Genomic DNA, 25655 nt, shown 5'->3' on the forward strand with positions numbered 1-25655 from the left:
GAGCAACCGAAGGGGCCGCACCGGCGGGTGCGGCCCCGACCTCCGTCCCGCTCCCTCCTGCGGGAGCCCTGCGTCCTACTGGGGGTCCGGCCCCACCGCGACCGGCCGGTCCGGGTCCGACGACCACTCGGACCACGACCCCACGTACAGCGCCGCCGGAATGCCCGCCACCGCCAGCGCGAGGACCTCGTGGGCGCCCGACACCCCCGAGCCGCAGTACACGCCGACCGCGCCGTCCTCCGCGGCCCCCAGGCCCTTGAAGCGCGCCCGGAGTTCCCCGGCCGGCAGGAAGCGCCCGTCGGCGGCCACGTTGGCGGTCGTGGGCGCGGACACGGCGCCGGGGATGTGACCGCCGACCCGGTCGATCGGCTCGACCTCGCCCCGGTAGCGCTCCCCCGCGCGGGCGTCGAACAGCACCCCGGACCGGGCCAGAGCGGCGGCTCCGTCCGCGTCCAGCAGGTCCGCCGCGCCCGGCGCCGGCGCGAAGTCGCCCTCCGCGGGCGTCGGGACGTCCGTCGACAGCGATCCCTCCCAGGCCGTCAACCCGCCGTCGAGGACTCGCACGTTCGGGTGACCCGCCCACCGCAGCAGCCACCAGGCACGGGCCGCCGCCCACCCCTGTCCGCCGTCGTAGGCGACGACCGGCCGCCCCGACGACACGCCCGCCCGGCGCATCGCCGCGCCGAACTCCGCCACGTCGGGCAGCGGGTGACGGCCGCTCGCGCCGGGCGCGGAGGCGAGTTCCCGGTCCAGGTCGACGTAGACGGCACCCGGCAGGTGCCCGGCCCCGTACGCGGCCCGGCCGTCGAACGGCGGGGCCCCGGCCGCCTTCGCCGTGCTCAGCTGCCAGCGGACGTCGAGGAGGACGGGCGGGTGGGCGCCCGCCAGTTCGCCGGCCAGTTCGGATGCGGTGATGATGGCGTTCATGGCCCCATCCTGACGTACCGAGTGGCCGAGGCGTCGATGTCGGGCTACTCTGCCCGCCGGACAGTACCGATCACGAGGCGTACGGGTTCGGGCACATGCTGTACTGCCCGGGCAGGGCGGGCTGCCCCGAGAGCGCGAGCAGGCCCGAAGCGCCGCACCGGATCCGGTGCCGGCTTCGGCGCGAAGGCCGCGAAAGCCCGTCGGAGCGGAAGCGGACGCACGGCCCGCGGAGGGCCGAGAAGAGGGTGACGATGACCGACGCACGGGGATCGGACAGCCGGATCGGCGAGACGAACGCCCGGCGCGCGCCCGGCACGCCCTGCTGGGTGAGCCTGATGGTGCACGGACCGGCCGCCACCCACGACTTCTACGGAGCCCTGTTCGGCTGGGAGTTCCGGCCGGGACCCCAGCAACTGGGCCCGTACGCGCGGGCCCTGCTCGACGGGCGGGAGGTGGCCGGTATCGGACAGCTGCCCCCGGACCGGCAACTGCCCACCGCCTGGACGCCCTACTTCGCCTCCGACGACGTCAACCGGACGGCCGAAACGGTGCGCCTGTGCGGCGGCACGGTCGGCGTCGGTCCCCTGGACGCGGGCGAGGCGGGCCGCCTGGCCATCGGTTCCGACCCGACGGGCGCCGTCTTCGGCATCTGGCAGGCGGCCGCGCACCTGGGCACGGCCGTCGCCGGGGTCCCCGGCACCCCGGCGTGGAACGAGTTGCTGACGTACGAGACGAGGGGCGTCGCCAAGTTCTACGAGACGGTCTTCGGCTTCGAACCGGCCCCGGACGCCGCCCCCGGACGCGACCACGTCACCCTGCTCCTCGACGGCCGCCCCGTCGCCGCCCTCCAAGGCGTCGGCGACGCCCTGCCGCGCGACCGGGGCCCGCACTGGATGACGTACTTCGAGGTGGCCGACGCGGACGCCTCCGTGGAGCTGCTGACCGGCCTGGGCGGGCACGTCCTCACGCCGGCCCGGGACACGGCCCACGGGCGGGTGGCGACGGTGGCCGATCCGGAGGGGGCTCGGTTCGCGCTGTTGCAGCGTCCGCGCTGAGCCGGTGGGGGCGTCCGGTGGCACCGGAATACGCCTGACCCACCCCGTGTTGCCGCGATCATGACGACGAATGCCGCGGGACCCCAGGTACTGCGCTACACCGCCTTCTCCAGCACCCCCGACGGCGGAAACCCCGCCGGTGTCGTGCTGGACGCCTCCGGTATGGACGACGCGGAGATGCTGGCCGTCGCCGCCGGGCTCGGGTACTCGGAGTCCGCGTTCCTGACCGCACCCCCGGAGGACCTGGGCGGCGAGGAGGGGCGGGCGTACAGCATCCGCTACTTCAGCCCCAAGGCCGAGGTGCCGTTCTGCGGGCACGCCACGGTCGCGGCGGCCGTCGCGCTCGCCGAGCGGATCGGCCCCGGGGAGCTGGTGTTCGCGACCCGCGCCGGTACCGTGCCGGTGACGGTGTCCGAGGAGGGCGGGGCGGTCAGGGCCACGCTCACCAGCGTCGCCCCGCACGTCGAGGAGGTCACCGACGCCGACCTCGGGGAGGCGCTCGCCGCGCTCGACTGGCCGGCCGCCGATCTCGACCCGGCCTTTCCGCCCCGGATCGCCTTCGCCGGCGCACGTCACCTCGTACTCGCGGCGGCGACCCGCGCCCGCCTCGCGGAGCTGGCGTACGACTTCGCCCGCCTCGAGGCCCTGATGCACCGACTGGACCTCACCACGGTGCAGTTGGTGTGGCGGGAGTCGGACACCGTCTTCCACGTCCGTGACCCGTTCCCCGTCGGCGGCGTCGTCGAGGACCCGGCGACCGGCGCCGCGGCCGCCGCGTTCGGTGCGTACGCCCGTGACCTGGGCCTCGTCCCCGCGGACGCCGTCCTCACCCTGCATCAGGGCGAGGACCTGGGCCGGCCCGGCGAGCTCACGGTCACGCTGCGCGCGGACGACGACCGCGTCCGGGTCGGCGGCTCGGGGACCCGCATCGGCTGAACGGCCAGTCCCTGCCACTCCCCGCCGAGCGCGCCCGGTGAGACGCGTCAGCCCGAGGAGACGGGCAGCACGTCCGGCGACAGTGCCGCCGCGCGGGCCGTCGCGGCGGTCGTACGGCGTCGGTGGTGGCGTCGGCACAGCACCTCGTAGCCGATCTCGTCCGGGGACTGGGCGACGTCCCCGACGACCACCTGGGCGCCCTCGACGACCATGACGCCGCCGACGGTGCGGGCGTTGTGCGTGGCGCGGGCGCCGCACCAGCACAGGGCCTCGACCTGGAGCACCTCGACCCGGTCGGCCAGCTCCACCAGGCGCTGGGAGCCGGGGAAGAGCTTGGAGCGGAAGTCGGTGGTGATGCCGAAGGCGTACACGTCGACGTCGAGGTCGTCGACCACGCGCGCGAGCTGGTCGATCTGGTCCGGGGCGAGGAACTGCGCCTCGTCCGCGATGACGTAGTCCACCCGGCCGCCCTGGGAAAGGTGGTCGACGACGTGGGCGTAGAGGTCCTGGCCGTCCCCGACCTCCACCGCGTCGGTGACCAGGCCGAGGCGGGAGGAGAGCTTGCCCTCGCCCGCGCGGTCGTCACGGGTGAAGATCATGCCGGCCAGTCCGCGCGCCGAGCGGTTGTGCTCGATCTGGAGAGCCAGTGTCGACTTCCCGCAGTCCATCGTTCCGGAGAAGAACACCAGCTCGGGCATGAGGGGTTGGGCACCTTTCGGCAGGGACGGGGACGTGAGCGGTCAGGAGCGTACTTCGAGCAGCGGGACGAGCTGCTCGGCGGGGGTCATGGAGCCGTGGTTGCCGACCATCGCCGATTCCTTGGGCTCGCGCTCGGAGGCGATGAGCAGGACGTCGTCGCGGGCCGCGGCGACCACGTCGCCGATACGGTCGTACACCCGGTCGTCGATGCGGGGGCCGAACCAGCCCGCCGCGATCGCCTCGTCCCGGGAGGCCACCCAGAACTGCTCGCCGAGCACCTCGCGCCAGCAGAACAGCACGTCGTTGTGCGCGCCGGGGACGGCGTAGACGTGGCGGGCGCGGCCCTCGCCGCCGAGGAGGGCGACGCCCGCCTTCAGCTCCCAGTCCTCGTCGAAGTCGATGCGGTGCTCCTCGTCGAAGGGCACGTCGACCATGCCGTGGTCGGCGGTGACGTACAGGGCGCTGCGCGGCGGGAGCTGCTCGGCGAGGCGCTGGACGAGCCGGTCGACGTGGCCGAGCTGGCCGCGCCAGGTGTCGGAGTCGACGCCGAAGCGGTGGCCGGCGCCGTCGACCTCGGCGTAGTACGTGTACACGAGGGCGCGGTCGGCGCGGGCCAGCTGCTCGGCGGCGCAGTCCATCCGGTCCTCGCCGGACAGGCGTCCGTGGAACTCGCCGCCGCTGAGCGCGACCTTGGTCAGCGGGGTGTTGGCGAAGGTGGGCGAGGAGACCTGCGCGGCGTGCACGCCCGCCTCGGCGGCGAGGCCGAAGACGGTGGGATACGGCTGCCAGGGTCCCGGCGCGGTCCACGGCTGCCAGCGCAGCTGGTTCATCAGCGCGCCGGTGTCGGGATTGCGCACGGTGTAGCCGGGCAGGCCGTGGGCGCCCGGCGGCAGACCGGTGCCGACGGAGGCCAGGGAGGTCGCCGTGGTCGCCGGATAGCCGGCCGTGATCGGGCGTCCGGTGCCGCCGCGCGAGCTGTCCAGCAGCGAGCTGAGGAAGGGCGCGTCGTCCGGGTGGGCTCGCAACTGCTCCCAGCCGAGGCCGTCGATGAGGAAGACGCAGTTGCGGTCGGCGGGGGTCAGTTCGGTGATCCCCGCGGTCATGCCGGGGACGCCGAGGCCGGCGGCCAGGGTGGGCAGCAGGTCGGCGAGCGAGCCCGTGCCGTACTGGGGTACGGGCGCGGAGTCGACGGGGAGCGGTTCCGGGTGGGTGTCCCAGGCGGTGTGCTGCGCCATCAGCGCGTGGGGTCCGCGGTCGCCTCGGACAGAGCCTGGGCGAAGGCGAGCGCCTGGCGCACCGTCTCGGGGCCGTCGCCGGCCTCGCTGACGCGCAGGCTGAGGTCGTCGGCCGTGGAGCTGCCCGTGTAGCCGTGGTCCGCCTCGCAGTTGGGGTCGCCACAGGCGGCGGGCTCCAGGTCGAGTCGGGAGACGGCGCCCCAGCCGATGGTCAGCACGATCTCGCGGGGCAGCGTGCCCGGCTTGTACTGCTCGGGGTTGGCGACGACGCGGCTGACGACGATGGACGAGATCCGGCCGAGCTTGACGGACTCCGTGGACGTCGTGGCGTACGGCGTCGGGGAGGTGTCGTCGGCAGCCTGCTCGTCGGTGTGGCTGACGATGAAGCGGTTGCCGGTGAGGACCAGCACGGTCACGTGCCGGCGCACCTCGTTCTGGTCGAACGTCGTCTCCTGGTGGACCAGGTACGACCGCACGGGCTCGCCGCCCACGGCGGCCTCCACCGCCTCGGCCACGAGGGCCGGGTAGTAGCCGCTGCGCTCGATCGCCGCTCGCAGCCCCTGGGTCGTCGTACTGGTCTTGGCCATGCCGTCCATCCTACGGGGACCCACTGACTGCGAGGGACGGTCCTGCGGGTACCCGCCCGGGACGGTGCACGGGACGTGCTCGGCCCTCGCCGGGGCGTGCCCGTGCCGCATGCCCGGGCCGCGTGCCCGTGCCGTGCCCGCAACGTCGGCGGGCCGCGGCGGGTCAGTACGCCGGCAGGGTCCGCGGGCCCAGGTCGTCGCGGGCGGGCGGGGGTGCGAGGCGGACGGAGGCACCGAGGACGCTCAGGCCGTGCGGGGCGACCACGACCGGTTCCAGGGTGACCGCGACGACCTCCGGATGGTCGTCGACCAGCCGCGAGACCCGCAGCAGCAGCTCCTCCAGGGCGGCGGCGTCGACGGGGGCCGAGCCGCGCCAGCCGAAGAGGAGCGGCGCCGTGCGAATCGAACGGATGAGCGAGGTGGCGTCCCGGTCGGTGACCGGGATCAGCCGGTGCGCCATGTCGCCGAGCAGCTGCGTGGCGGCGCCGGCGAGGCCGAAGGAGAGCACCGCGCCCGCCGCCGGGTCGATGACCGCGCGTACGACCGTGTCGACACCGCGCGGGGCCATGCCCTGCACCACCGGGCGCAGCTCCGCGGGCTTCCCGAACAGCTCGGTCAACTCGGCGTAGGCCCGCCGCAGTTGCTCCTCGTCCGCGAGGTCGAGCCGGACACCACCCAGGTCGGCGCGGTGACGCAGGTGGGGCGCGGTGGCCTTCAGGGCCACGGGGTAGCCGAGGGCCCGTGCGGCGGCCACGGCGTCGTCGGGGGTGGGGGCGGGCAGGGCGCGGTGGACGCGGACGCCGTACCTGCCGAGCAGCTCGCAGGTCTCCCGGGTGCCGAGGGTGAGCCCCTGCCCGCGCGCGAGGTATCCCGCTATCTGCTCGGCGGCGCCCTTCTCGTCGATGTCCTCGTACTCGGGCACCTTGCCGGGGTCGGCGGCGTCGCGCCGCCACTGGGCGTAGGCGACGGCCTCGCCGAGGGCGCGGACGGCACGCTCGGCGGCGGGGTAGGCGGGGATCAGGCGGGCCCCTTCCGGAACCCGCACGGCGGGCGGCTGCTCGACCGGGGCGGCGGGCACGGTCTCCTCGGCGGGACCCGGGCCCCCCTGGGAGGCGCCGGTGCCCGGGCCGGCCTGGGGGGCGGTGCTCGCCGCCGCCGACAGGGCTTGGGCCAGGCCGCCCAGCTCCACGTGGACCACGAGGACCGGCTTGGTGGGGACCGCGGCCGCCGCCGAGCGCAGGGCCTCCGCCAGCGCGGCGTCCCCGGCGGCCCCCTCCCCCACCGTCGGAATGGCGGTGACGACGACCGCGTCGCACGTGTCGTCGGCCAGGGCGCGGGACAGGGCCGCGTGGAAGTCGTCGGCCGAGGCGGCCGTCGTCAGGTCCAGCGGGGGCTGCGGGCGCAGCCCCTCGGACAGGCACGCGTCGTAGGTGAGCAGCCCCAGGGACTCCGAGTTGCCCAGGATGGCCACCCTCGGTCCGGCGGGCAGCGGCTGGCGGGCGAGCAGCAGTCCGGCGTCGACCAGGTCGGTGATCGTGTCGACCCGGATCACGCCGGCCTGCCGCAGCAGCGCGGAGACCGTCGCGTGCGGCAGCCGGGTCGCCCGTACGGCGTGCCCCTGGGGTGCCACGCCGCCGTGCCGGGCGCCCTGCACCACGACCAGGGGCTTGGCGGCCGCGGTCCGCCGGGCCAGCCGGGTGAACTTGCGCGGGTTGCCGATGGACTCCAGGTACATCAGCGCGACGTCGGTCTCCGGGTCGTCGTACCAGTACTGGAGGACGTCGTTGCCGGAGACGTCGGCGCGGTTGCCGGAGGAGACGAAGGTGGACACGCCGGTGACGCCGGTGACCCCGCCGCCGCGCCGGTGCAGCCGGGAGAGCAGGGCGATGCCGATGGCACCGGACTGGGCGAACAGGCCGATCCGGCCGGGGCGCGGCATCTCGGGGGCGAGGGAGGCGTTGAGCCGCACCTCCGGGGAGGTGTTGATGATCCCGAAGGCGTTGGGCCCGATGATCCGCATGCCGTACGAGCGCGCCTGCCGCACGAGGGCGCGCTGGCGTTCACGTCCCTCGGGGCCGCTGTCGGCGTACCCGGCGGTGATCACCACGAGTCCCTGGACGCCGTGCTCGCCGCACTCGGCGACGACGTCCGGGACGTGCGCGGCGGGCACGGTGACGACGGCCAGGTCGACGGGCCCGTCGATGTCGCGCACGGAGCGGCACGCCGGGACCCCGTCGATCTCCTTGCGCTCCTCGGGGAAGGCGCTGTTCACGGCGTACAGGCGGCCCGTGTAGCCCGCGTCCCGGATGTTGCCGAGGATGCTGCGGCCCACGCCGCCGGGTGTGCGGCCGGTGCCGACGACCGCGACCGAGCCGGGCTGGAGCAGCCGCTGGACGGAGCGGGCCTCCGCGCGGTGCTCGCGCGCGTACTGCACGGCGAGCGAGCGGTCGGTGGGTTCGAGACCGAACTCCAGGCGGACCACACCGTCCTCGAAGCTCCGCTTCTGGGTGTAACCGGCGTCCCTGAAGACTTTGATCATCTTGGTGTTGGCGGGCAGCACCTCGGCGGCGAAGCGGCGGATGCCCCGCTCGCGGGCGACGGCGGCGATGTGCTCGAGGAGCGCGGAGGCGACGCCGCGCCCCTGGTGGGCGTCCTGGACGAGGAAGGCGACCTCGGCCTCGTCGGCCGGGGAGGTGGCGGGTGCTCCGCCGGCGCCGATCCGGTCGTAGCGTACGGTGGCGATGAACTCGCCGCCGATGGTGGCCGCGAGTCCCACCCGGTCCACAAAGTCGTGGTGCGTGAAGCGGTGGACGTCCTTGGCGGACAGGCGAGGGTACGGCGCGAAGAAGCGGTAGTACTTCGACTCGTCGGAGACCTGCTCGTAGAAGCTGACCAGGCGCTCGGCGTCATCAACGGTGATGGGGCGGACGCGCGCGGTGCCGCCGTCGCGCAGCACCACGTCGGCTTCCCAGTGGGCGGGGTACTCGTGCCGGTCCGACGAGGTCTGCATGGGCCCCAGACTACGGCTCGCGTACGACAACGGCGCGGGGCAGTCTGTGGAGGACGGGAGCTCGGACCGAGGCCGCGGTCCGACTGCCACGCGGGACGGCGCACACGGCCGTCCCGGCTCGCTTCACGATGTGGGAAACTGGTCTAGACAACCTGGTCTAGACAACTTCAACCCCTCTGAACACCTGAAGGGCAGCATCACATGGCTGAGCGCCGCGTCAACGTCGGCTGGGCCGAGGGTCTCCACGCCCGCCCCGCCTCCATCTTCGTCCGAGCCGCCACGGCCACAGGCGTCCCGGTGACGATCGCCAAGGCCGACGGGTCCCCCGTCAACGCGGCCTCCATGCTGGCCGTCCTCGGCCTCGGCGCCCAGGGCGGCGAGGAGATCGTCCTCGCCTCCGACGCCGAGGGCGCGGAGGCCGCCCTGGACCGGCTGGCGAAGCTGGTCGCCGAGGGGCTCGAGGAGCTTCCCGAGACCGTCTGATCCCGACGGACAGCACCACCGAAAGGCCCGCCGGCACCACCGGGCGGGCCTTTCTCCTTTTCTCTTCCGGGCGTTCCCTTCCGGGCACCCTGTTTCAGACGCTCTCTTCCAGACACCCTCTTTCGGGCGGCGGAAAAGGCGGTCCGGAATTCCCCGTCCTTTTGTACGGCACGCGTGTTACTTCGGCAGCCCCGCCGTGTTTACGGAATGTTGCGCATTCCTCACACGCTCCGTCCGCCCGCCGCCGGAGGCGAATCGCAGCCGGTACGCCGACGCCGACCGTTCGGCGTGCAGCGTCATGAGCGCCCGCGCGCGGTCACCGTCGCCCCGGGCCACCGCGTCGACGATCGCGCCGTGCTCCGCCCAGTGCTCCACCGGCCCGGCCGGGGCCTCCTGGACGTACATCCAGGCGATCTTGTGGCGCAGCTGGGTCAGCAGCGCCGCCAGGGAGGGGCTGCCGGCCGCCCGGGCGAGGGTCTCGTGGAACCAGCCGCCCAGCGGGCGCAGGTCCTCACCGGCCCCCTGTCCGGCCCGCTCCCGCCCCAGCCTGACCAGGCCGCGCAACACCCTGAGGTGGGCCTCGGTGCGCCGCCGGGCGGCCCGGGAGGCACCGAGCGGTTCCAGGAGTGTGCGGGTCTCCAGCAGGTCGGCGGCCTCCCGCTCGGTCGGTTCCGCGACGCACGCGCCCGCGTGCCGCCGGGTCACCACGAAACCCTCCGCCTCCAGCGTGCGCAGGGCCTCGCGGACGGGGACGCGCGAGACGCCGTAACGGCGGGCGAGGATTTCCTCGGTGAGCCGGCTCCCGCGACCGTGGACGCCGGCGACGATGTCGTCCCGGATCGCCGTACACACAGAATGCGCCGGAATACACATGACCGACCTCCGCCTTGATCCCTGAAACGTCGACGATGGACGCGTTTTCAGCGACTCTAGGCCAATCAAGCGAATGGGGAATGCGAAAAGCCCCGAATCACGGAGTCGGGGCTTTTCGGATGCGGCGGCCGTCAGATGTTCACGCCGTGGGAGCGGAGGTAGGCGACGGGGTCCATGTCCGAGCCGTACTCGGGGCTCGTACGGGCCTCGAAGTGCAGGTGCGGTCCGGTGACGTTGCCGGTGGCACCCGAGACGCCGATCTGCTGGCCGGGCTCGACCGACTGGCCGACCGAGACACCGATCGACGACAGGTGCCCGTACTGCGTGTACGTGCCGTCGTGCATCCGGATCACCACCTGGTTGCCGTACGCCCCGCCCCAGCCGGCCTCGACGACGGTGCCGACGCCGACGGAGTGCACGGACGTGCCGCTGGAGGCGTGGAAGTCGATGCCGGTGTGGCTGCCGGAGGACCACAGGGAGCTGCCGGCCTGGTACGCGGTGGAGACGTAGGAGGCGGTGATCGGCGCGACGAAGGTGTTGAGGCGCTCGCGCTCCGCCTCCCGCGCGGCGCGCTCCTTGGCCTCGCGCGCCTCCTTGGCCGCCTCGGCCGCCCGCTCGCGGGCCGCTTCCCGGGCCGCCTCGCGGGCGGCGGCGTCCACGGCCGCCTGCTGCTGGGCGACGGCCTGGGCGTCGATCTCGTCGGCTATGGCGTCGCCGATGGTGACGACCGGGGTGATCCCGCTCTGCTCCACCTCGGCCTCGGCGGCGAGCGCCGGAGCCGCGAGGGTGCCGACGACGCCGGTGGTGGCGAGGGCCGCGACTCCCGCCGCGCGGGCGGTGGTGCGGTGCACCCGGCCGGTACGGCGGTGCTTCCCGGTGGCGCGCGTGAACGCCATGTAGGGCTTGTCCTTTCCTTCCCTCTCGCCTACCGGGTTAGCTGACGGGTTCGGAGGTGGAAGGTCTCCTACGGACCCCCTCGCGGTGCGCGCGGGCGTCCGATTCACCCCAGGGACTGCGATGGGTCCCCGGCTCCCCTGGCTCGCGCCGTACGGGGACTCGGCGATGACTGTCCGGTGCCGCGGATGCGGCGCACTGCCTGACGAACAGCCCGGAAGACGCTAAACGCGGCTGCGTTCAATCCTCAAACGCAACAGGCTTTTTGTAGCGCACGCCACAGGGCAGACGGGCAACCACTGCCCCAATCCGGACATACGGCGGCCCTGGTGACGCTCCGGTCACCAGGGCCGCCGCGCGCGCGTGCCGCTACTCGGCGGCCACCACGGTGACTTCACCGATGCCGAGGGCCTCGACGGGCGCCTTGATCTGCGCCGCGTCGCCGACGAGGACCGTCACGAGGCGGTCCACCGGGAAGGCGTTCACGACCGCGGCCGTGGCCTCCACGGTGCCCGTGGCGGCCAGTTGACGGTAGAGCGTCGCCTGGAAGTCGTCGGACAGGTGCTGCTCGACCTGGTCGGCCAGCGTGCTCGCCACGGCCGCCGCCGTCTCGTACTTCAACGGTGCCACGCCCACCAGGTTCTGCACGGCCACGTCGCGCTCGGCGTCGGTGAGCCCCTCGGCGGCGAGCTTGCGCAGCACCGTCCACAGGTCGTCGAGCGCGGGACCGGTGTTGGGCGTGTCGACGGAGCCGCTGATGGCGAGCATCGCGGCGCCCGTGCCGTCCGGCGCGGAGCGCAGGACCTGGCCGAACGCCCGGACGCCGTAGGTGTAGCCCTTCTCCTCGCGCAGGACGCGGTCCAGGCGCGAGGTGAGGGTGCCGCCGAGGCAGTAGGTGCCGAGCACCTGCGCGGGCCACACGCGGTCGTGCCGGTCGGCGCCGGTGCGGCCGATCAGCAACTGCGTCTGGACGGCGCCGGGACGGTCGACGATGACGACCCGGCCCCGGTCGTCGGCGGTCACCGGGGGCACGGGGCGCGGCTCGGCGGTCGAACCGGTCCACGCGCCGAGGGTGTCGCCGAGCAGCGCGTCGAGGTCGACGCCGGTGAGGTCGCCGACGACCACGGCGGTGGCCGTGGCGGGGCGTACGTGCCGCTCGTAGAAGGCGCGTACGGCCGCCGCGTCGACGGCCGCGACCGTCTCCTCGGTGCCCTGGCGCGGGCGGGACATGCGCGCGTCGGCCGGGAACAGCTCCTTGGAGAGCTCCTTGGCGGCGCGGCGGGCGGGGTTGGCCAGCTCGTGCGGGATCTCGTCGAGCCGGTTGCGCACCAGCCGTTCGACCTCGCCGTCGGCGAAGGCGGGTGCCCTGAGGGCGTCGGCGAGCAGGCCGAGGGCCTTGGCGAGGCGCGAGGCGGGCACCTCCAGGCTCAGCCGGACACCGGGGTGGTCGGCGTGCGCGTCCAGGGTGGCGCCGCAGCGCTCCAGCTCGGCGGCGAAGTCCTCGGCGGAGTGCTTGTCGGTGCCCTCGGAGAAGGCGCGCGCCATGATGGTGGCGACGCCGTCGAGACCGGCCGGTTCGGCGTCCAGGGGCGCGTCGAGGAGCACCTCGACGGCGACGACCTGCTGGCCGGGGCGGTGGCAGCGCAGCACGGTGAGGCCGTTGGCGAGGCTGCCGCGCCCGGGGGCGGGGAACGCCCAGGGCTTGGGCTCGCCGGCCTGCGGCTGCGCGTGGAAGTCCATGGTGGCGAGCTCGGTCACTTGGCCGCCTCCTCGTTCTCGTCGGTGGCGCCGGCGCCGGTCGTCCCGGCGTCGGTCTCGTCGGCGGGTGCGGTGGGCTCGTAGACGAGCACCGCGCGGTTGTCGGGGCGCAGGCGGGCCTTGGCGACCTCCTGGACCTCCTCCGCGGTCACCTCGAGCACCCGCCGCACGGCGGTGAGGGCGAGCTGCGGGTCGCCGAACAGCACGGCGTACCGGCACAGTTCGTCGGCGCGGCCGGCGACCGTGCCCAGGCGGTCCAGCCACTCGCGCTCCAGCTGGGCCTGGGCGCGCTCCATCTCCTCGGCCGTGGGGCCCTCCTCGGCGAAGCGGGCCAGCTCCTCGTCGACGGCGGTCTCGATGACCGGCACCTCGACGTCACCGGACGTCTTCACGTCCAGCCACCCCAGCGAGGGCGCCCCCGCGAGCCGCAGCAGGCCGAACCCGGCGGCGACGGCCGTACGGTCGCGGCGCACCAGCCGGTTGTAGAGGCGGGACGACTCGCCGCCGCCGAGCACGGTCAGGGCCAGGTCGGCCGCGTCGCACGCGCGCGTGCCGTCCTCCGGCAGGCGGTACGCCGCCATCAGCGCACGCGCGGGGACCTCCTCCTCGACGACCTCGCGCACCTGCCCGCCCATGACGTCGGGCAGCGAGCCGTCCCGGGGCGGCTGCTTGCCGTCGTGCGAGGCGATGGAGCCGAAGTACTTCTCGACCCAGGCGAGCGTCTGCTCGGGGTCGATGTCTCCGACGACCGACAGCACCGCGTTGTTCGGCGCGTAGTAGGTCCGGAAGAACGCGCGCGCGTCCTCCAGGGTCGCCGCGTCCAGGTCGGCCATCGAGCCGATCGGGGTGTGGTGGTAGGGGTGGCCCTCCGGGTAGGCGAGAGCGGTCAGCTTCTCGAAGGCCGTGCCGTAGGGGACGTTGTCGTAGCGCTGGCGGCGTTCGTTCTTGACGACGTCCCGCTGGTTCTCCATGGACTCCTCGTCCAGGGCGGCCAGCAGGGAGCCCATGCGGTCGGCCTCCAGCCAGAGGGCGAGCTCCAGCTGGTGGGCGGGCATGGTCTCGAAGTAGTTGGTCCGCTCGAAGCTGGTGGTGCCGTTGAGCGAGCCGCCGGCGCCCTGCACCAGCTCGAAGTGGCCGTTGCCCTTGACCTGGGCGGAGCCCTGGAACATGAGGTGCTCGAAAAGGTGAGCCAGGCCGGTGCGTCCCTTGACCTCGTGGCGCGAGCCGACGTCGTACCAGAGGCACACCGCCGCGACCGGGGTCAGGTGGTCCTCGGAGAGCACCACGCGCAGGCCGTTGGCCAGGCGGTGCTCGGTCGCTGTCAGGCCGCCGGAGTCTGCCTGGGCTGTGGCCGTGTGACCCATGGGCATGTACGTCCCTTCGATCGCGAGATGTCTGGTGGGATCACTGGGTGAACCACCGGGTGGAATCAGTGGGCGGAACTGCGGAATTCCGCCGATCCTGCCACTGTATGCAAGCGTGCGGGCCACCGGCTCAGTTCCCGGGTCTCGTACGCCGAGAGCGAGAACGCGGTTGACGGGCCGCCGGGGACGGCTGCGCGGACGGTGCCGCGGGACGAGGGCGTACCCTGCGGGCAGCGCCGGGCCGGCAGCCCGTGACGGGTCCTGGTCGGTCGCTGTCAGTGCCGCAGTCCACAATGGACGGCGTCAGATCACCGTTCACGCTTCAGCAAGGAGCCGGCAGCGATGGCCCGCCGTAGTACGAAGACCCCGCCGCCCGACGACGCGTACGAGGAGAAGATCCTCGACATCGACGTCGTCGACGAGATGCAGGGCTCCTTCCTCGAGTACGCGTACTCGGTCATCTACTCCCGTGCGCTGCCGGACGCCCGCGACGGCCTCAAGCCGGTGCACCGGCGCATCGTCTACCAGATGAACGAGATGGGCCTGCGGCCCGAGCGCGGTTACGTGAAGTGCGCCCGCGTCGTCGGCGAGGTCATGGGCAAGCTGCACCCGCACGGCGACGCGTCGATCTACGACGCGCTGGTGCGCATGGCCCAGCCGTTCTCGATGCGCGTGCCCCTGGTGGACGGCCACGGCAACTTCGGCTCGCTGGGCAACGACGACCCGCCGGCCGCCATGCGGTACACCGAATGCCGGATGGCCGAGGCCGCCGGCCTGATGACGGAGTCCATCGACGAGGACACCGTCGACTTCGCCCCCAACTACGACGGCCAGGAGCAGGAACCGGTGGCGCTGCCCGCCGCGTTCCCGAACCTGCTGGTCAACGGCGCCTCGGGCATCGCGGTCGGCATGGCCACCAACATGCCGCCGCACAATCTGCGCGAGGTGATCGCGGCGGCCCGGCACCTGATCCGGAATCCGAACGCCGACCTGGACGCGCTGATGAAGCACGTGCCGGGTCCCGACCTGCCCACCGGCGGACGCATCGTCGGCCTGCCCGGCATCCGGGACGCGTACGAGACGGGGCGGGGCACGTTCAAGATCCGCGCGACGGTGTCCGTGGAGACGGTGACGGCCCGCCGCAAGGGTCTCGTCGTCACCGAGCTGCCCTTCGCGGTCGGCCCCGAGAAGGTCATCTCGAAGATCAAGGACCTGGTCGGCTCGAAGAAGCTCCAGGGCATCGCGGACGTCAAGGACCTCACCGACCGCGCGCACGGGCTGCGCCTGGTCATCGAGATCAAGAACGGTTTCGTGCCGGAGGCGGTCCTGGAGCAGCTCTACAAGCTGACGGCCATGGAGGAGTCCTTCGGCATCAACAACGTCGCCCTGGTGGACGGCCAGCCGCTCACCCTGGGCCTCAAGGAACTGCTGGAGGTCTATCTCGACCACCGGTTCACCGTCGTCAGGCGCCGCAGCGAGTTCCGCCGCAGCAAGAAGCGGGACCGGCTGCACCTGGTGGAGGGCCTGCTCACCGCCCTGGTCGACATCGACGAGGTCATCCGTCTCATCCGCTCCAGCGAGAACTCCGCGCAGGCCAAGCAGCGCCTGATGGAGCGCTTCGCGCTGAGCGACGTCCAGACGCAGTACATCCTGGACACGCCGCTGCGCCGGCTCACCAAGTACGACCGCATCGAGCTGGAGTCCGAGAAGGACCGGCTGAACGCAGAGATCGAGGAGCTGACCCGGATCCTCGACTCGGACGCGGAGCTGCGCAAGCTGGTCTCGGCCGAACTGGCGGCGGTGGCGAAGAAGTTCGGCACCGACCGCCGCACGACGCTGCTGGAGTCGGGCGGTGCCCCGGTCGCCGCCGTGCCGCTCCAGGTGGCGGACGACCCGTGCCGGGTGCTGCTGTCGTCGACGGGGCTGCTGGCCCGCACGGCGAACGGTGAGCCCCTGGTCACGGAGGCGGGGGCCAAGCGGGTCAAGCACGACCTGATCGTCTCCGCGGTGCCGGCCACCGCGCGCGGCGAGGTGGGCGTGGTGACGACCGTCGGCCGCCTGCTGCGGGTGAACGTGGTGGACCTCCCCCAGCTCCCGGAGGCCATGCCCACGCCGAACCTCGCGGGCGGCGCGCCGCTGGCGGAGTTCGTGTCCTTGGAGGACGACGAGGACGTCGTCTGCCTGACCACGCTGGACGAGTCCTCGCCGGGGCTGGCGCTCGGCACGGAACAGGGCGTCGTCAAGCGGGTGGTGCCCGACTACCCGTCCCACAAGGACGAGCTGGAGGTCATCTCCCTCAGGGAGGGCGACCGCATCGTCGGCGGGGTCGAGTTGCGCACCGGTGACGAGGACCTGGTCTTCATCACGGACGACGCCCAGCTGCTGCGCTACCAGGCCTCGCAGGTCCGGCCGCAGGGCCGTCCGGCGGGCGGTGTGGCGGGCGTCAAGCTCGCCGACGGCGCCAAGGTCATCTCCTTCACGGCGGTGGATCCGGCGGCGGACGCGGTGGTCTTCACGGTGGCCGGATCGCGCGGCACGCTGGACGACTCCGTGCAGACCACGGCCAAGCTGACGCCGTTCGACCAGTATCCGCGCAAGGGCCGCGCCACGGGCGGTGTGCGCTGCCAGCGGTTCCTGAAGGGCGAGGACTGCCTGGCCTTCGCCTGGGCGGGTGCCGTCCCGGCCCTCGCCGCGCAGAGGAACGGCACACCGGCCCAGCTCCCGGAGATCGACCCGCGCCGTGACGGCTCGGGCGTGTCGCTGCCGAAGACGGTGTCGGTGGTGGCGGGCCCGGTCTAGGGCGCGTCGGAGGACGGCTCCTCGCCGTCGGGGTCCGGCACGTAGCGCAGGACGCCCCACATGCCGTGCTCGTCGGCGGGTGGGGCGTCGGTGTCCCGGCGGCACGCGTCGAGTTCCTCGCCGAGGGCCGCCGCGTCGATGCCGGTGCCGATGAGGACGAGCTGGGTGCGGCGGACGGCGGCGCCGTCGGTGGCTCCGGCGGCGTCGGTGGCCTCGGTCGACGTCCAGGGCTCCGGGTAGAAGCGCAGGAAGCGCCCGACGGCGTGGACGGCGTACCGGTTCCGTGTGTCGTACGGGCCGAAGTCGACGTACCCCTTGATCCGGTAGAGGCCCTCGGGCCGGCTGTCCAGGAAACGCATGAGCCGGCGCGGGTCGAGCGGACGGTCGGAGACGAACGACAGGGTGTCGTAGGCGGCGTGCAGGTGCCCGGAGTGCGCGCCGCCCCCGGAATGGTCGTGCAGGTCGTCGAAGGACAGCTGCCCCACCCGCTCCTCGCCGGGCCGGCAGTCGTAGAGGAACCCGGGGTCGATCCGGCCGTAGGTCGCGGGCACGACGGCGGCGCCGTCGGCGAGCGAGTCCACCAGTGCGAGCACGCGCTCGGAGTCGGGGGCCCGGTCGGTCTTGTTGACCACGACCAGGTCGGCGAGGGCCAGGTGCCGGTCGATCTCGGGGTGCTTGGCGCGGGTGTCGTCGAACTCGGCGGCGTCGACGACCTCGACGAGCCCGCCGTAGACGACTCGCGGCTGCTCGCTGGCGAGCAGCATGCGCACCAGTTCCTGCGGTTCGGCGAGGCCGCTGGCCTCGATGACGATGACGTCGATCCCGGCCTCGGGCCGGGCCAGCCGCTCCAGATACCCGTCCAGTTCACTCGCGTCGACGGCACAGCACAGGCATCCGTTGCCCAGCGACACGGTGGAGTCGCCGAGGGCGCCCGCGACGGCCATCGCGTCGATCTCGATCGAGCCGAAGTCGTTGACGACGGCGCCGATACGGCTGCCCCCGCTGCGATGGAGCAGGTGGTTGAGGAGGGTGGTTTTTCCGGAGCCGAGGAATCCGGCCAGTACGACCACCGGGATCTGCTGCGGAGTCGGGCGCTGCCCCACCGTGCGACCTCTCTCTCACCCACGCGTACGCCGGCCCGCGGCAGGGCGTACGTCCACGTACGGAATTGCCTGCTCAGGATACGAGCCGGCGGAGTACCCGCGGAGTGAACGATTGTTAGCAGCACTTGATGGGCAGACGTTTTGCATGGCGCCGGACCGTGCGACCCTCGCTTCCCTCCGTGCGCCTCCTCTCCGCCTCCCCGCCGATCAGCGCCGCTCGGCACCCTGGAGGCGGCAGCACCACGCATCGCTCGCCGGTCCCCGTCAGCCGACCCGCACTCGACGACCGGTGAGCGGTCGCCTGATTCGGGGGTTGACATGGTCACACGGAAAAGCATCACGGGGAGGTTCGGCTCCGTCGCGGCCGGAATGCTGGCGGCCGCGGCAGGCCTGACGCTGGCAGTGCGTCAGCGCACGCTGGAAGCGGAACACCTGCGGATACGACGGCTGGAACTCGAAGAGACGGTCTCGCGCCGCAGCGCGTTGGCACACCAACAGCGCATGCACTGGGAACTCCTGGCCAGGGCCATCGACGACCCGTCACTGGCCTCGGTGATCGACACGTACGCCCCCGACATCCCGGCGGAGAGGCGCCGCCAGTACTTCTACGCCAACGCCTGGTACGTCAACCTGTACCACCTCTACCGCGCAGGCATCGTGGACCAGGAGGAACTGTACGGGCATGCCCGAGAGCTCTTCCAGAACCCGCTGATGCGGGAGTACTGGGAAGCGTCGAGGGGGCAGCGCGCAACGCTGAAGCAGTCGTCCGACGAGGCACGGATCGGCCGCTTGGTGGACGGCCTCATCAACGACCTGGACGAGGCCGACACGGACGAGTGGTGGGTGGTGGGCACACCGCCTACGCCTTGACGGCACTCCTCCGGCACCGACGGTACTTCGTGCGTTACTTCCCCCTTGCTGGACACGCGCGCCCCGCAGGTGCCCTTACGCTCACCTCCGACCAACGCGCTTCAAGAGCGCGGAATTGCCGATCTGCCCCCGGCGCCTCATTGCCGGCGGGCAGCAGGCAGGCCTGGAGGCACTCAGTGACGTTGCAAGCCATCGTGTTCCTCGCCGTGGCCACGGCCGTCGGCTACGTGGTGCACCGGCGAGAGGGGATCGGGGCCGCCGTCACGGCAGCGGCTGCCGTCGTAGGCGTTCTGTGTCTGCTGTTGTGGAGCGGGCCCGCGGCACCGACCCCACCGCCCACCACTCCCGAGGAGAGCAGCAGCGCGCCGGCCCCGGGCCTCTGAGGCCGCGGCAGTTGCCCCGGGGGGGCCTGAGGCCGTCAACCCTGATCCGTTGAGGCCGCGTCGGTGCCGGTTGGGGCGGACACTTGAGTACTCTCACCCCAGCAGCCACTGGGTGCGCAGCAGAAGCATTAGTGTGCTGCCCCTGAGATCCCCAGATCGCATGTAAGGACCGGTACTCCCTTGAAGATCGTGCGCCGTATCGGTGTGCCGCCAAGTGCCCGTGGCAGTGCCTCAGGAGCCAACTGCCCCGACCTGTTCGAACTGAGCGACGGCAACTTCGCCGTCATCGGCACCGAGGCCACCGAGGCGCTGGAGCGCGAGCTGCCCGCCGACGCCGCCCGGGCCGACTACGAGCGCATCGTGGTCGTCAGCCGGGAGACCCTCATCCGGGCCAAGGCGGACATCCCCGACGCCTGACGTCACCCGTGCCCTTGGCCGTACCCACCGCCGACCGCGCACGGACCCACCCCCGGCGAGCAACCCGGCACCCCGTCCTTGCTCGACGCTCCCCGACCCGGCCTGGCGCCCGAACGGCACCAGGCCTCTCGTGCTGTTCAGACCACCGCCGGTACACCGACCGGCGCTCCCGGCCCCACATACCGTGCCGCCGGCCGGATGATCTTCGAGTCGGACGCCTGCTCCAGGATGTTCGCGCTCCAGCCCACCACCCGCGCCGACGCGAACGTGGGTGTGAACATCTCGCGGGGCAGACCGCACAGTTCCATGACCACGCCCGCGTAGAACTCGACGTTGGTGTGCAGTTCGCGCCCCGGCTTCAGCTCCGCGAGGATCGCCTCGACCTGCCGCTCCACCTCGACGGCGAACTCCACCCGCGGACCGCCGAACCGCTGCGCCACCTCCCGCAGCATCCGCGAGCGCGGGTCCTCCGTGCGGTAGACCGCGTGGCCGAAACCCATGATGCGGTCCCCGGCGAGCACCCGCTCGCGGATCCACCCGTCGATCCGGTCGGGCGTGCCGATCGCGTCCAGGGTGTCCAGCGCCCGGCTGGGCGCGCCGCCGTGCAGCGGGCCGGACAGGGCCGACACCGCACCGGCCAGGCAGGCCGCGACATCCGCGCCCGTCGACGCGATGACCCGCGCGGTGAACGTCGACGCGTTGAACCCGTGATCGATGGTGGAGATCAGGTACTGCTCGACCGCGCGCGTGCGCTCCTCGTCCGGCTCCTCACCGGTCACCATGTAGAGGTAGTTCGCGGCGTACGACAGGTCCTCGCGCGGCTCGACCGGCTCGAGGCCCTGCCCCAACCGGTACAGCGCGGTGAGCAGGGTCGGCACGGCCGCGGCGGCCGTCAGGGTGTCCTCCCGCCGCTGCTCGGCCGACAGGTCGTACACGGGCCCGAATCCCTGGGCCGCGCCCAGCAGGGACAGGCCCGTGCGCATCCCGGCGAGCGGACCGGAACGTCCACCGGCCGCGGCGATGGCGGGCAGGGCGGCCCGCACCGCGTCGGGGAGCCGCCGCAGCGCCGCGGTTCGGGCGGCGAAGGCGGCGCCGCGCCGGGCGTCCGGGAGTTCCCCGTGCACCAGTAGATGCCATACGTCCTCGAAGCAGCGGCTCTGTGCGAGTTCGACGGCCGAGTACTGGCGGTAGTGGTAGAAGCCCTCGAGCCCTCGCACGTCGCCGACCTCGGTGTCGGCCACCACGACACCGGCGAGCCCGCGCGGCACCTCGACGGGCGGCGGTGCGGGTGCTGCGGTTCTGTTGACGGACATGATTACCTCCTCGAACTTGACTTCACTGTCCATACTTGATGGAAGTTCTGTCAATATTGATTGAATCAATACATGTTCCGTCACGGCTCAACAACCACCGCCTCCGATCGATACGGTGACCTCATGCGTGATCAGGAGCCCGGCCCCTCCGCCGCCGCCGAACGACGTCTGACCACCCGGGAGGCGGCCGAACTGCTCGGGGTGAAGCCCGAAACCGTGTACGCGTACGTCAGCCGAGGCCAGCTCGGCAGCCGGCGCACACCCGGCGGCCGGGGCAGCACCTTCGACGCCGACGAGGTCCGGGCCCTCGCCCGGCGCAACCGGCGCGACGCCGGCAACTCCGCGGCGTCGGCAGCCGGCCAGGAGCTGACGGTGCGCACGCGTCTCACGCTCATCGAGAGCGACCGGTACTACTACCGGGGCGTCGACGCGGTCGAACTGTCCGCCCGCCACACCTACGAGGAGGTGGCCGAGTGGCTCTGGACCGGGCAGTTGCGTCGCGGCGCCGCCTTCTCGGCCCCGGAGTCCTCCACGGCCGCCGCACGCAGGGCCGTCGACGCCCTGCCCGAGCACGCAGGGCCCGCCGACCGTCTCCGGGTGGCGGCGATCGCCGCGGCGGTCACGGACCCGCTCCGCTTCGACCTGGCCGAGGACGCGGTGCTGGGCACGGCGCGCACCCTCATCCCCACCCTCGTCGCGGCGCTGCCGCCCGTACTGCGCGACGGAGACGACCGGGCCCCGATCGCCCACCGCCTGTGGACCCGGCTCAGCGGGCAAGAGGCCGACGAACCGACGCTGCGCGCCCTCGACACGGCGCTCTGCCTCCTCGCCGACCACGATCTGGCGGCCTCCACGCTCGCGGTGCGCGTCGCCGCGTCGGCGCGGGCCCACGCCTATGCCGCCGTGTCCGCCGGGCTCGGGGTGATCGAGGGACCGCTGCACGGCGCCGCCGGAGGCCTCGCCCACCGGATGCTGCTGGAGGTTCTCGACCTGGGCAGCGCGGCCCCGGTGGTCGCGGAGGAGCTGCGGGCCGGCCGGCGCGTCCCGGGGCTCGGCCACCGGCTCTATCCCGGTGAGGACCCACGCGCGCGTGCCCTGTTCGCGCTCCTGGAGGACATCCCCCGGGCGGCGCCCGCGCTCGCGGCGGCCAGGGACGTCCAGGCCACCGCCGCCCGCCACACCCCCTTGCACGCCAACGTCGACCTCGCGCTCGCCGTGCTCACCGCGTCGTCCGGCATGGCATCCACCGCGGCCGAGACGATTTTCGCCGTGGCCCGTACGGCGGGCTGGATCGCCCATGCCCTGGAGGAGTACGGGGAGCGCCCCCTGCGGATGCGGCCGAGCGGGCTGTACTCCGGTCCCAGGCCGCCGCGCCTCCTACCGGAGTAGCGTCCAGGCGCGGCTGGAAGTCGCCGTGGCCCAAGTCAGGTTAGGCTCACCTCTGTGAGTACGTGCTCAACCGTCTCCTGGGACCTCGACGAGCCCCTTTCGGGCACCGCACCCGTCGCGAGGACCTGGTTGCTGCTCGAACAGCCCGGCCCGTGGGGCGCCAAGGCGCTCACCGCGAGCCACCTGGACCCCGCACTGGGGCGCGCCCTCGACGCGGCGGCGAAGGGGACGGGCGTCCGCGTCGCGCTCATCCGCCGCCCCGGACGCCACGCGGACCGGGGCGCGTCCGCCGAGCGCAGGGTGTACGCGGCCCACACCGCACCGGGGAACGTCTGGCTGCACGGCGCCACGGTCGAGGACCCACGCCGCCTGCTCGGCCTCGATCTCGCGGCACTCGGCCGGGGCGACCGCCACGCCTTCGACTCGGTGCTGGACGGCGGCCCCCACCGGGGCGATCCCCTCGCACTCGTCTGCACCAACGGCAAGCGCGACCGGTGCTGCGCGCTCCTCGGCAGGCCGCTCGCGGCCGAAGTCGCCGCCTCCGGAACCGACGGCGTCTGGGAGGTCACCCACCTGGGAGGCCACCGCTTCTCGCCGACCGTGCTCGTACTGCCGCACGGCTACGTCTACGGCCGGGTCCAGGCGCACGCCGTCAAGGAGATCCTGCACCGGGCGCGGGAGGACCGGATCGTCGTGGAGGGCTGTCGTGGGAACTCCGCCTGGGAGCGCCCCGGCCAGGCGGCCGAGCTGGCCCTGCGGTCGGCCGTCGCCGAGGACGCGGCCCAGGCGCTGACGGTCGTACGGACGGACGGCGCCGCACCGCGCTGGGAGGTGACCCTGGCCCACTCGGACGGCCGGCGCTGGCGGGTCACCGTCGTACAGGGGGCCTCGGCACCACCGCGCCCGGAGAGCTGCGGAGCGTCGGTACTGGGCTCGCCCGCGCGGATGGAGGTCACGGCGGTGCGCGCACTGCCGACGCCCGCGGCGGCGCTGGCGAGCTGACGCCGGTTGATCCACCGGTCCGCCCGGCGCGGCGCCCGCCGTCGCCGTCGCCGTCGCCGGGGAGATACACACCACACCCCGCTACGACCGGCCACCGGCCCCACGTACCGTCGTGGCCATGAGCTCCACTCCCTCCGCACGCCGACTGCGCCTGGGCCTGCCGCGGCGGGTGTTCTCGCAGGTGCTGCTGATGCAGGTGGCGATCGCCGCGGGCGTCACCGTGCTCGCGACCGGGCTGTTCCTGGCGCCGCTCGGCGACCAGCTGGACGACCAGGCGATGCGCCGTGCCCTGGCGATCGCGCAGACCACCGCGCAGCAACCACAGGTCGTGAGGGACCTGCGGACCACCCGGCCGGCGGCGGACGGGCCGGTGCAGGAGGAGGCGGAGCGGGTCCGCAGGGCCACCAAGGCGGAGTACGTCGTCGTGATGGACCGCAAGGGCGTGCGCTGGTCGCACACCGACCCGGAGCGGATCGGCCAGGTCGTCTCGACCGACCCGGGTCAGGCCCTGGCCGGACACGAGGTCATGGAGATCGACAACGGCACGCTGGGCCGCTCCGCCCGCGGCAAGGTGCCCCTGCGCGACGGCGACGGCGAGATCGTGGGGGCGGTCTCGGTGGGCATCGCGTACGACAGCGTGCGGGCCCGGCTGATCCACGCCATCCCCGGCCTGTTCGCGTACGCCGGCGGCGCGCTCGCCGTCGGCGCCCTGGCGTCCTGGATCATCTCGCGCCGGGTGCAGCGGCAGACCCGGGACCTGGCCTTCTCGGACATCGCGGGGCTGCTGGCGGAGCGCGAGGCCATGCTGCACGGCATCCGGGAGGGTGTCGTCGCCCTCGACCGCGGGGGCCGGGTGCGCCTGCTCAACGACGAGGCGCAGCGCCTGCTGAGCATCGGCGGCGAAGCCGTCGGCGGCTTCCCCGACGAGGTGCTCGGCGCGGGGCGCACGGCCGACGTCCTGGCGGGCCGGGTGACCGGCACCGACCTGCTGACCGTGCGCGGCCAGCGGGTCCTGGTCGCCAACCGGATGCCCACCGACGACGGCGGTGCCGTGGCCACGCTGCGCGACCGCACCGAGCTGGAGCAGCTCGGCCGGGAGCTGGACTCCACGCGCGGCCTGATCGACGCGCTCCGCGCACAGGACCACGAGCACGCCAACCGCATGCACACCCTGCTGGGACTGCTGGAACTGGAGATGTACGACGACGCCGTGGAATTCGTCGGCGAGGTGGTCGGCGACCACCGGGTCACCGCGGAACAGATCACCGAGCGGATCCGGGACCCCCTGGTCGCCGCCCTGCTGGTCGGCAAGGCGACCGTCGCGGCCGAACGGGGCGTCGTCCTGTGGGTCTCGGACCGGACGCTGCTGCCGGACCGCCTGGTCGATCCCGGGGGCCTCGTCACGATCGTCGGCAACCTGGTCGACAACGCCCTCGACGCCACCGCCGGGACGCCGCACGCGCGCGTGGAGGTCGAACTGCGGGCCGAGGGGCGCGCCGCCACGCTCACGGTGCGCGACACGGGTCCCGGCATTCCGGCGGACCACCGTGAGCTGGTCTTCACGACGGGCTGGTCCACCAAGGAGCCGCCGGCCCACCGCGAGCGGGGCATTGGACTCCCCCTGGTGCGACGCCTGGCCGAGCGGCAGGGCGGCAGGGCGACCGTCGGGGAGGCGTACGGCGGGGGCGCGGAGTTCGTCGTGGCCCTGCCCGAGGCCCTCACCGAACCGGAAGCGGAAGCGGGACCAGGACGGGGACCGGGACCAGGACCGCGACCTGAACAGGCACCGGAACGGGCACCTGCCCCCGAGTCCGCCCCCACCGCCCCCGTGACCACCGCTGCCGAGAAGGAGTCCCGATGATCGAGGTCCTGGTCGTGGACGACGACACGCGGGTCGCGCGCGTCAACGCCGCCTACGTCGAGAAGGTGCCGGGCTTCCACGTCGCCGGTCAGGCGCACAGCGCACTGGAGGCACTGGACGCCGCACAGAGACTGCCCCGCGTGGACCTGATCCTGCTGGACCACTATCTGCCCGACCGGACCGGTCTGGAGGTCGTCCAGGAGATGCGACGGCGTGGACTCCAGACCGACGTGATCATGGTGACGGCCGCCCGCGACGTGTCGACCGTGCAGGCGGCGATGCGGCAGGGCGCTCTCCAGTACCTGGTGAAACCGTTCGCCTTCGCCGGTCTGCGCGCCAAGCTGGAGGCGTACGCGGAGCTGCGCCGCACGCTCGACGGGGGCGGCGAGGCGGAACAGGCCGAGGTCGACCGGATCTTCGGCGCCCTGTCGGCACCGTCCGAACCCGGGCTGCCCAAGGGACACTCCCCCACCACCGCCGAACTGGTACGCCAGTGCCTGCTGAAGGCCGACGGGCCGCTCTCCGCTCAGGAGATCGCCGAACGGACCGGGGTGAGCCGCCAGACCGCGCAGCGCTATCTGAAGCTCCTGGAACGCACCGGACGCGCCGTACTGACACTGAAGTACGGCGAGGCGGGCCGCCCCGAGCACCGTTACGCGTGGGCGACCCGCACCTGAGCGACAGCCCGGCACCAGTA

At 73.1% G+C, this 25655-nt stretch carries 22 protein-coding genes and 1 riboswitch; of the genes, 11 read left to right on the top strand and 11 right to left on the bottom strand.

Annotated features, from left to right (window positions below; translation table 11 throughout):
* Positions 1-75: 75 nt before the first annotated feature.
* On the bottom strand, positions 76-927 hold the full coding sequence (locus tag OHA99_RS08775) for a sulfurtransferase (RefSeq protein WP_266570161.1): 852 nt from the start codon (positions 925-927) through the stop codon (positions 76-78).
* Positions 928-1178: 251 nt separating this feature from the next.
* Here OHA99_RS08775 and OHA99_RS08780 point away from each other — a divergent pair, with 251 nt between their 5' ends.
* On the top strand, positions 1179-1982 hold the full coding sequence (locus OHA99_RS08780) for a VOC family protein (protein WP_153177576.1): 804 nt from the start codon (positions 1179-1181) through the stop codon (positions 1980-1982).
* Positions 1983-2042: 60 nt separating this feature from the next.
* On the top strand, positions 2043-2918 hold the full coding sequence (locus tag OHA99_RS08785; protein WP_153177577.1) for a PhzF family phenazine biosynthesis protein: 876 nt from the start codon (positions 2043-2045) through the stop codon (positions 2916-2918).
* A 47-nt stretch (positions 2919-2965) separates the two neighbouring features.
* Here the strand turns inward: OHA99_RS08785 and OHA99_RS08790 are convergent, their stop codons facing one another.
* The 4 genes from OHA99_RS08790 to OHA99_RS08805 all read right to left on the bottom strand — a co-directional run bounded on the left by OHA99_RS08790 (position 2966) and on the right by OHA99_RS08805 (position 8449).
* A complete protein-coding gene (locus tag OHA99_RS08790) occupies positions 2966-3616 on the bottom strand; it encodes a thymidine kinase (protein ID WP_153177578.1) in 651 nt (216 codons plus the stop codon).
* Between the two features lie 42 nt (positions 3617-3658).
* On the bottom strand, positions 3659-4852 hold the full coding sequence (locus tag OHA99_RS08795) for an alkaline phosphatase family protein (RefSeq protein WP_153177579.1): 1194 nt from the start codon (positions 4850-4852) through the stop codon (positions 3659-3661).
* A complete protein-coding gene (locus OHA99_RS08800; protein WP_164382945.1) occupies positions 4852-5448 on the bottom strand; it encodes a DUF5998 family protein in 597 nt (198 codons plus the stop codon). The genes OHA99_RS08795 and OHA99_RS08800 overlap by 1 nt, the downstream gene beginning before the upstream one ends.
* A gap of 154 nt (positions 5449-5602) precedes the next feature.
* Positions 5603-8449 (bottom strand): bifunctional GNAT family N-acetyltransferase/acetate--CoA ligase family protein, encoded by a 2847-nt coding sequence (locus tag OHA99_RS08805; protein WP_153177581.1) that lies wholly within the window; start codon positions 8447-8449, stop codon positions 5603-5605.
* 201 nt (positions 8450-8650) lie between these two features.
* On the opposite strand from OHA99_RS08805, the gene OHA99_RS08810 reads away from it, so the two are divergent.
* A complete protein-coding gene (locus tag OHA99_RS08810; RefSeq protein ID WP_007445064.1) occupies positions 8651-8932 on the top strand; it encodes an HPr family phosphocarrier protein in 282 nt (93 codons plus the stop codon).
* A 177-nt stretch (positions 8933-9109) separates the two neighbouring features.
* Here OHA99_RS08810 and OHA99_RS08815 read toward each other — a convergent pair whose 3' ends face one another.
* The 4 genes from OHA99_RS08815 to OHA99_RS08830 all read right to left on the bottom strand — a co-directional run bounded on the left by OHA99_RS08815 (position 9110) and on the right by OHA99_RS08830 (position 13827).
* Positions 9110-9805 (bottom strand): GntR family transcriptional regulator, encoded by a 696-nt coding sequence (locus OHA99_RS08815; protein WP_366473348.1) that lies wholly within the window; start codon positions 9803-9805, stop codon positions 9110-9112.
* 131 nt (positions 9806-9936) lie between these two features.
* The gene (locus OHA99_RS08820; protein WP_153177583.1) at positions 9937-10701 is read right to left on the bottom strand and encodes a M23 family metallopeptidase; all 765 of its coding nucleotides are present in this window, start codon (positions 10699-10701) and stop codon (positions 9937-9939) included.
* Positions 10702-10712: 11 nt separating this feature from the next.
* Positions 10713-10877, bottom strand: a riboswitch (cyclic di-AMP (ydaO/yuaA leader).
* Between the two features lie 191 nt (positions 10878-11068).
* Positions 11069-12457 carry a pitrilysin family protein gene (locus tag OHA99_RS08825; RefSeq protein ID WP_153177584.1) on the bottom strand — a complete coding sequence of 463 codons (1389 nt, stop codon included), beginning with the start codon at positions 12455-12457 and terminating at the stop codon, positions 11069-11071.
* Entirely contained in the window at positions 12454-13827 is a 1374-nt protein-coding gene (locus tag OHA99_RS08830) for a pitrilysin family protein (RefSeq protein WP_153177585.1), read from the bottom strand. The genes OHA99_RS08825 and OHA99_RS08830 overlap by 4 nt, the downstream gene beginning before the upstream one ends.
* Positions 13828-14163: 336 nt before the next feature.
* Here OHA99_RS08830 and OHA99_RS08835 point away from each other — a divergent pair, with 336 nt between their 5' ends.
* Positions 14164-16620 (top strand): DNA topoisomerase (ATP-hydrolyzing) subunit A, encoded by a 2457-nt coding sequence (locus tag OHA99_RS08835; RefSeq protein WP_153177586.1) that lies wholly within the window; start codon positions 14164-14166, stop codon positions 16618-16620.
* Here OHA99_RS08835 and OHA99_RS08840 read toward each other — a convergent pair.
* Complete coding sequence (locus OHA99_RS08840) at positions 16617-17723, bottom strand: GTP-binding protein (protein WP_153177587.1); 1107 nt, start codon at positions 17721-17723, stop codon at positions 16617-16619. The genes OHA99_RS08835 and OHA99_RS08840 overlap by 4 nt on opposite strands.
* 318 nt (positions 17724-18041) lie before the next feature.
* On the opposite strand from OHA99_RS08840, the gene OHA99_RS08845 reads away from it, so the two are divergent.
* The 3 genes from OHA99_RS08845 to OHA99_RS08855 all read left to right on the top strand — a co-directional run bounded on the left by OHA99_RS08845 (position 18042) and on the right by OHA99_RS08855 (position 19393).
* A complete protein-coding gene (locus OHA99_RS08845; protein WP_194279897.1) occupies positions 18042-18593 on the top strand; it encodes a DUF6082 family protein in 552 nt (183 codons plus the stop codon).
* A 176-nt stretch (positions 18594-18769) separates the two neighbouring features.
* Positions 18770-18976: a hypothetical protein gene (locus OHA99_RS08850; RefSeq protein ID WP_153177589.1), complete on the top strand. Its 207-nt coding sequence runs from the start codon at positions 18770-18772 to the stop codon at positions 18974-18976.
* Positions 18977-19156: 180 nt separating this feature from the next.
* The gene (locus OHA99_RS08855) at positions 19157-19393 is read left to right on the top strand and encodes a hypothetical protein (protein WP_153177590.1); all 237 of its coding nucleotides are present in this window, start codon (positions 19157-19159) and stop codon (positions 19391-19393) included.
* Positions 19394-19530: 137 nt separating this feature from the next.
* On the opposite strand, the gene OHA99_RS08860 is transcribed toward OHA99_RS08855, so the two are convergent.
* A complete protein-coding gene (locus OHA99_RS08860) occupies positions 19531-20706 on the bottom strand; it encodes a citrate synthase/methylcitrate synthase (protein ID WP_153177591.1) in 1176 nt (391 codons plus the stop codon).
* Between the two features lie 123 nt (positions 20707-20829).
* Here OHA99_RS08860 and OHA99_RS08865 point away from each other — a divergent pair, with 123 nt between their 5' ends.
* The 4 genes from OHA99_RS08865 (at position 20830) to OHA99_RS08880 (ending at position 25635) form a co-directional block, all read left to right on the top strand.
* Positions 20830-22095 carry a citrate synthase gene (locus tag OHA99_RS08865; protein ID WP_153177592.1) on the top strand — a complete coding sequence of 422 codons (1266 nt, stop codon included), beginning with the start codon at positions 20830-20832 and terminating at the stop codon, positions 22093-22095.
* Between the two features lie 54 nt (positions 22096-22149).
* Entirely contained in the window at positions 22150-23097 is a 948-nt protein-coding gene (locus tag OHA99_RS08870) for a sucrase ferredoxin (RefSeq protein ID WP_366473345.1), read from the top strand.
* 118 nt (positions 23098-23215) lie between these two features.
* Complete coding sequence (locus OHA99_RS08875) at positions 23216-24958, top strand: ATP-binding protein (protein ID WP_405695130.1); 1743 nt, start codon at positions 23216-23218, stop codon at positions 24956-24958.
* Positions 24955-25635 carry a response regulator gene (locus tag OHA99_RS08880; RefSeq protein WP_087789318.1) on the top strand — a complete coding sequence of 227 codons (681 nt, stop codon included), beginning with the start codon at positions 24955-24957 and terminating at the stop codon, positions 25633-25635. The genes OHA99_RS08875 and OHA99_RS08880 overlap by 4 nt, the downstream gene beginning before the upstream one ends.
* Positions 25636-25655: the final 20 nt, after the last annotated feature.

The organism is Streptomyces coelicoflavus, from assembly GCF_045041415.1.
In the GTDB taxonomy this organism is placed as follows: Bacteria; Actinomycetota; Actinomycetes; order Streptomycetales; family Streptomycetaceae; genus Streptomyces; species Streptomyces coelicoflavus.

Bases quoted from the DNA above. Each gene is read 5' to 3' on its own strand.
- OHA99_RS08780 (WP_153177576.1), top strand. From the start codon at position 1,179: ATGACCGACGCACGGGGATCGGACAGCCGGATCGGCGAGACGAACGCC.
- OHA99_RS08880 (WP_087789318.1), top strand. From the start codon at position 24,955: ATGATCGAGGTCCTGGTCGTGGACGACGACACGCGGGTCGCGCGCGTC.
- OHA99_RS08810 (WP_007445064.1), top strand. From the start codon at position 8,651: ATGGCTGAGCGCCGCGTCAACGTCGGCTGGGCCGAGGGTCTCCACGCC.
- OHA99_RS08820 (WP_153177583.1), bottom strand. From the start codon at position 10,701: ATGGCGTTCACGCGCGCCACCGGGAAGCACCGCCGTACCGGCCGGGTG.
- OHA99_RS08785 (WP_153177577.1), top strand. From the start codon at position 2,043: ATGACGACGAATGCCGCGGGACCCCAGGTACTGCGCTACACCGCCTTC.
- OHA99_RS08865 (WP_153177592.1), top strand. From the start codon at position 20,830: ATGCGTGATCAGGAGCCCGGCCCCTCCGCCGCCGCCGAACGACGTCTG.
- OHA99_RS08805 (WP_153177581.1), bottom strand. From the start codon at position 8,449: ATGCAGACCTCGTCGGACCGGCACGAGTACCCCGCCCACTGGGAAGCC.
- OHA99_RS08800 (WP_164382945.1), bottom strand. From the start codon at position 5,448: ATGGACGGCATGGCCAAGACCAGTACGACGACCCAGGGGCTGCGAGCG.
- OHA99_RS08845 (WP_194279897.1), top strand. From the start codon at position 18,042: ATGGTCACACGGAAAAGCATCACGGGGAGGTTCGGCTCCGTCGCGGCC.
- OHA99_RS08875 (WP_405695130.1), top strand. From the start codon at position 23,216: ATGAGCTCCACTCCCTCCGCACGCCGACTGCGCCTGGGCCTGCCGCGG.
- OHA99_RS08790 (WP_153177578.1), bottom strand. From the start codon at position 3,616: ATGCCCGAGCTGGTGTTCTTCTCCGGAACGATGGACTGCGGGAAGTCG.
- OHA99_RS08775 (WP_266570161.1), bottom strand. From the start codon at position 927: ATGAACGCCATCATCACCGCATCCGAACTGGCCGGCGAACTGGCGGGC.
- OHA99_RS08860 (WP_153177591.1), bottom strand. From the start codon at position 20,706: ATGTCCGTCAACAGAACCGCAGCACCCGCACCGCCGCCCGTCGAGGTG.
- OHA99_RS08835 (WP_153177586.1), top strand. From the start codon at position 14,164: ATGGCCCGCCGTAGTACGAAGACCCCGCCGCCCGACGACGCGTACGAG.
- OHA99_RS08795 (WP_153177579.1), bottom strand. From the start codon at position 4,852: ATGGCGCAGCACACCGCCTGGGACACCCACCCGGAACCGCTCCCCGTC.
- OHA99_RS08830 (WP_153177585.1), bottom strand. From the start codon at position 13,827: ATGCCCATGGGTCACACGGCCACAGCCCAGGCAGACTCCGGCGGCCTG.
- OHA99_RS08815 (WP_366473348.1), bottom strand. From the start codon at position 9,805: ATGTGTATTCCGGCGCATTCTGTGTGTACGGCGATCCGGGACGACATC.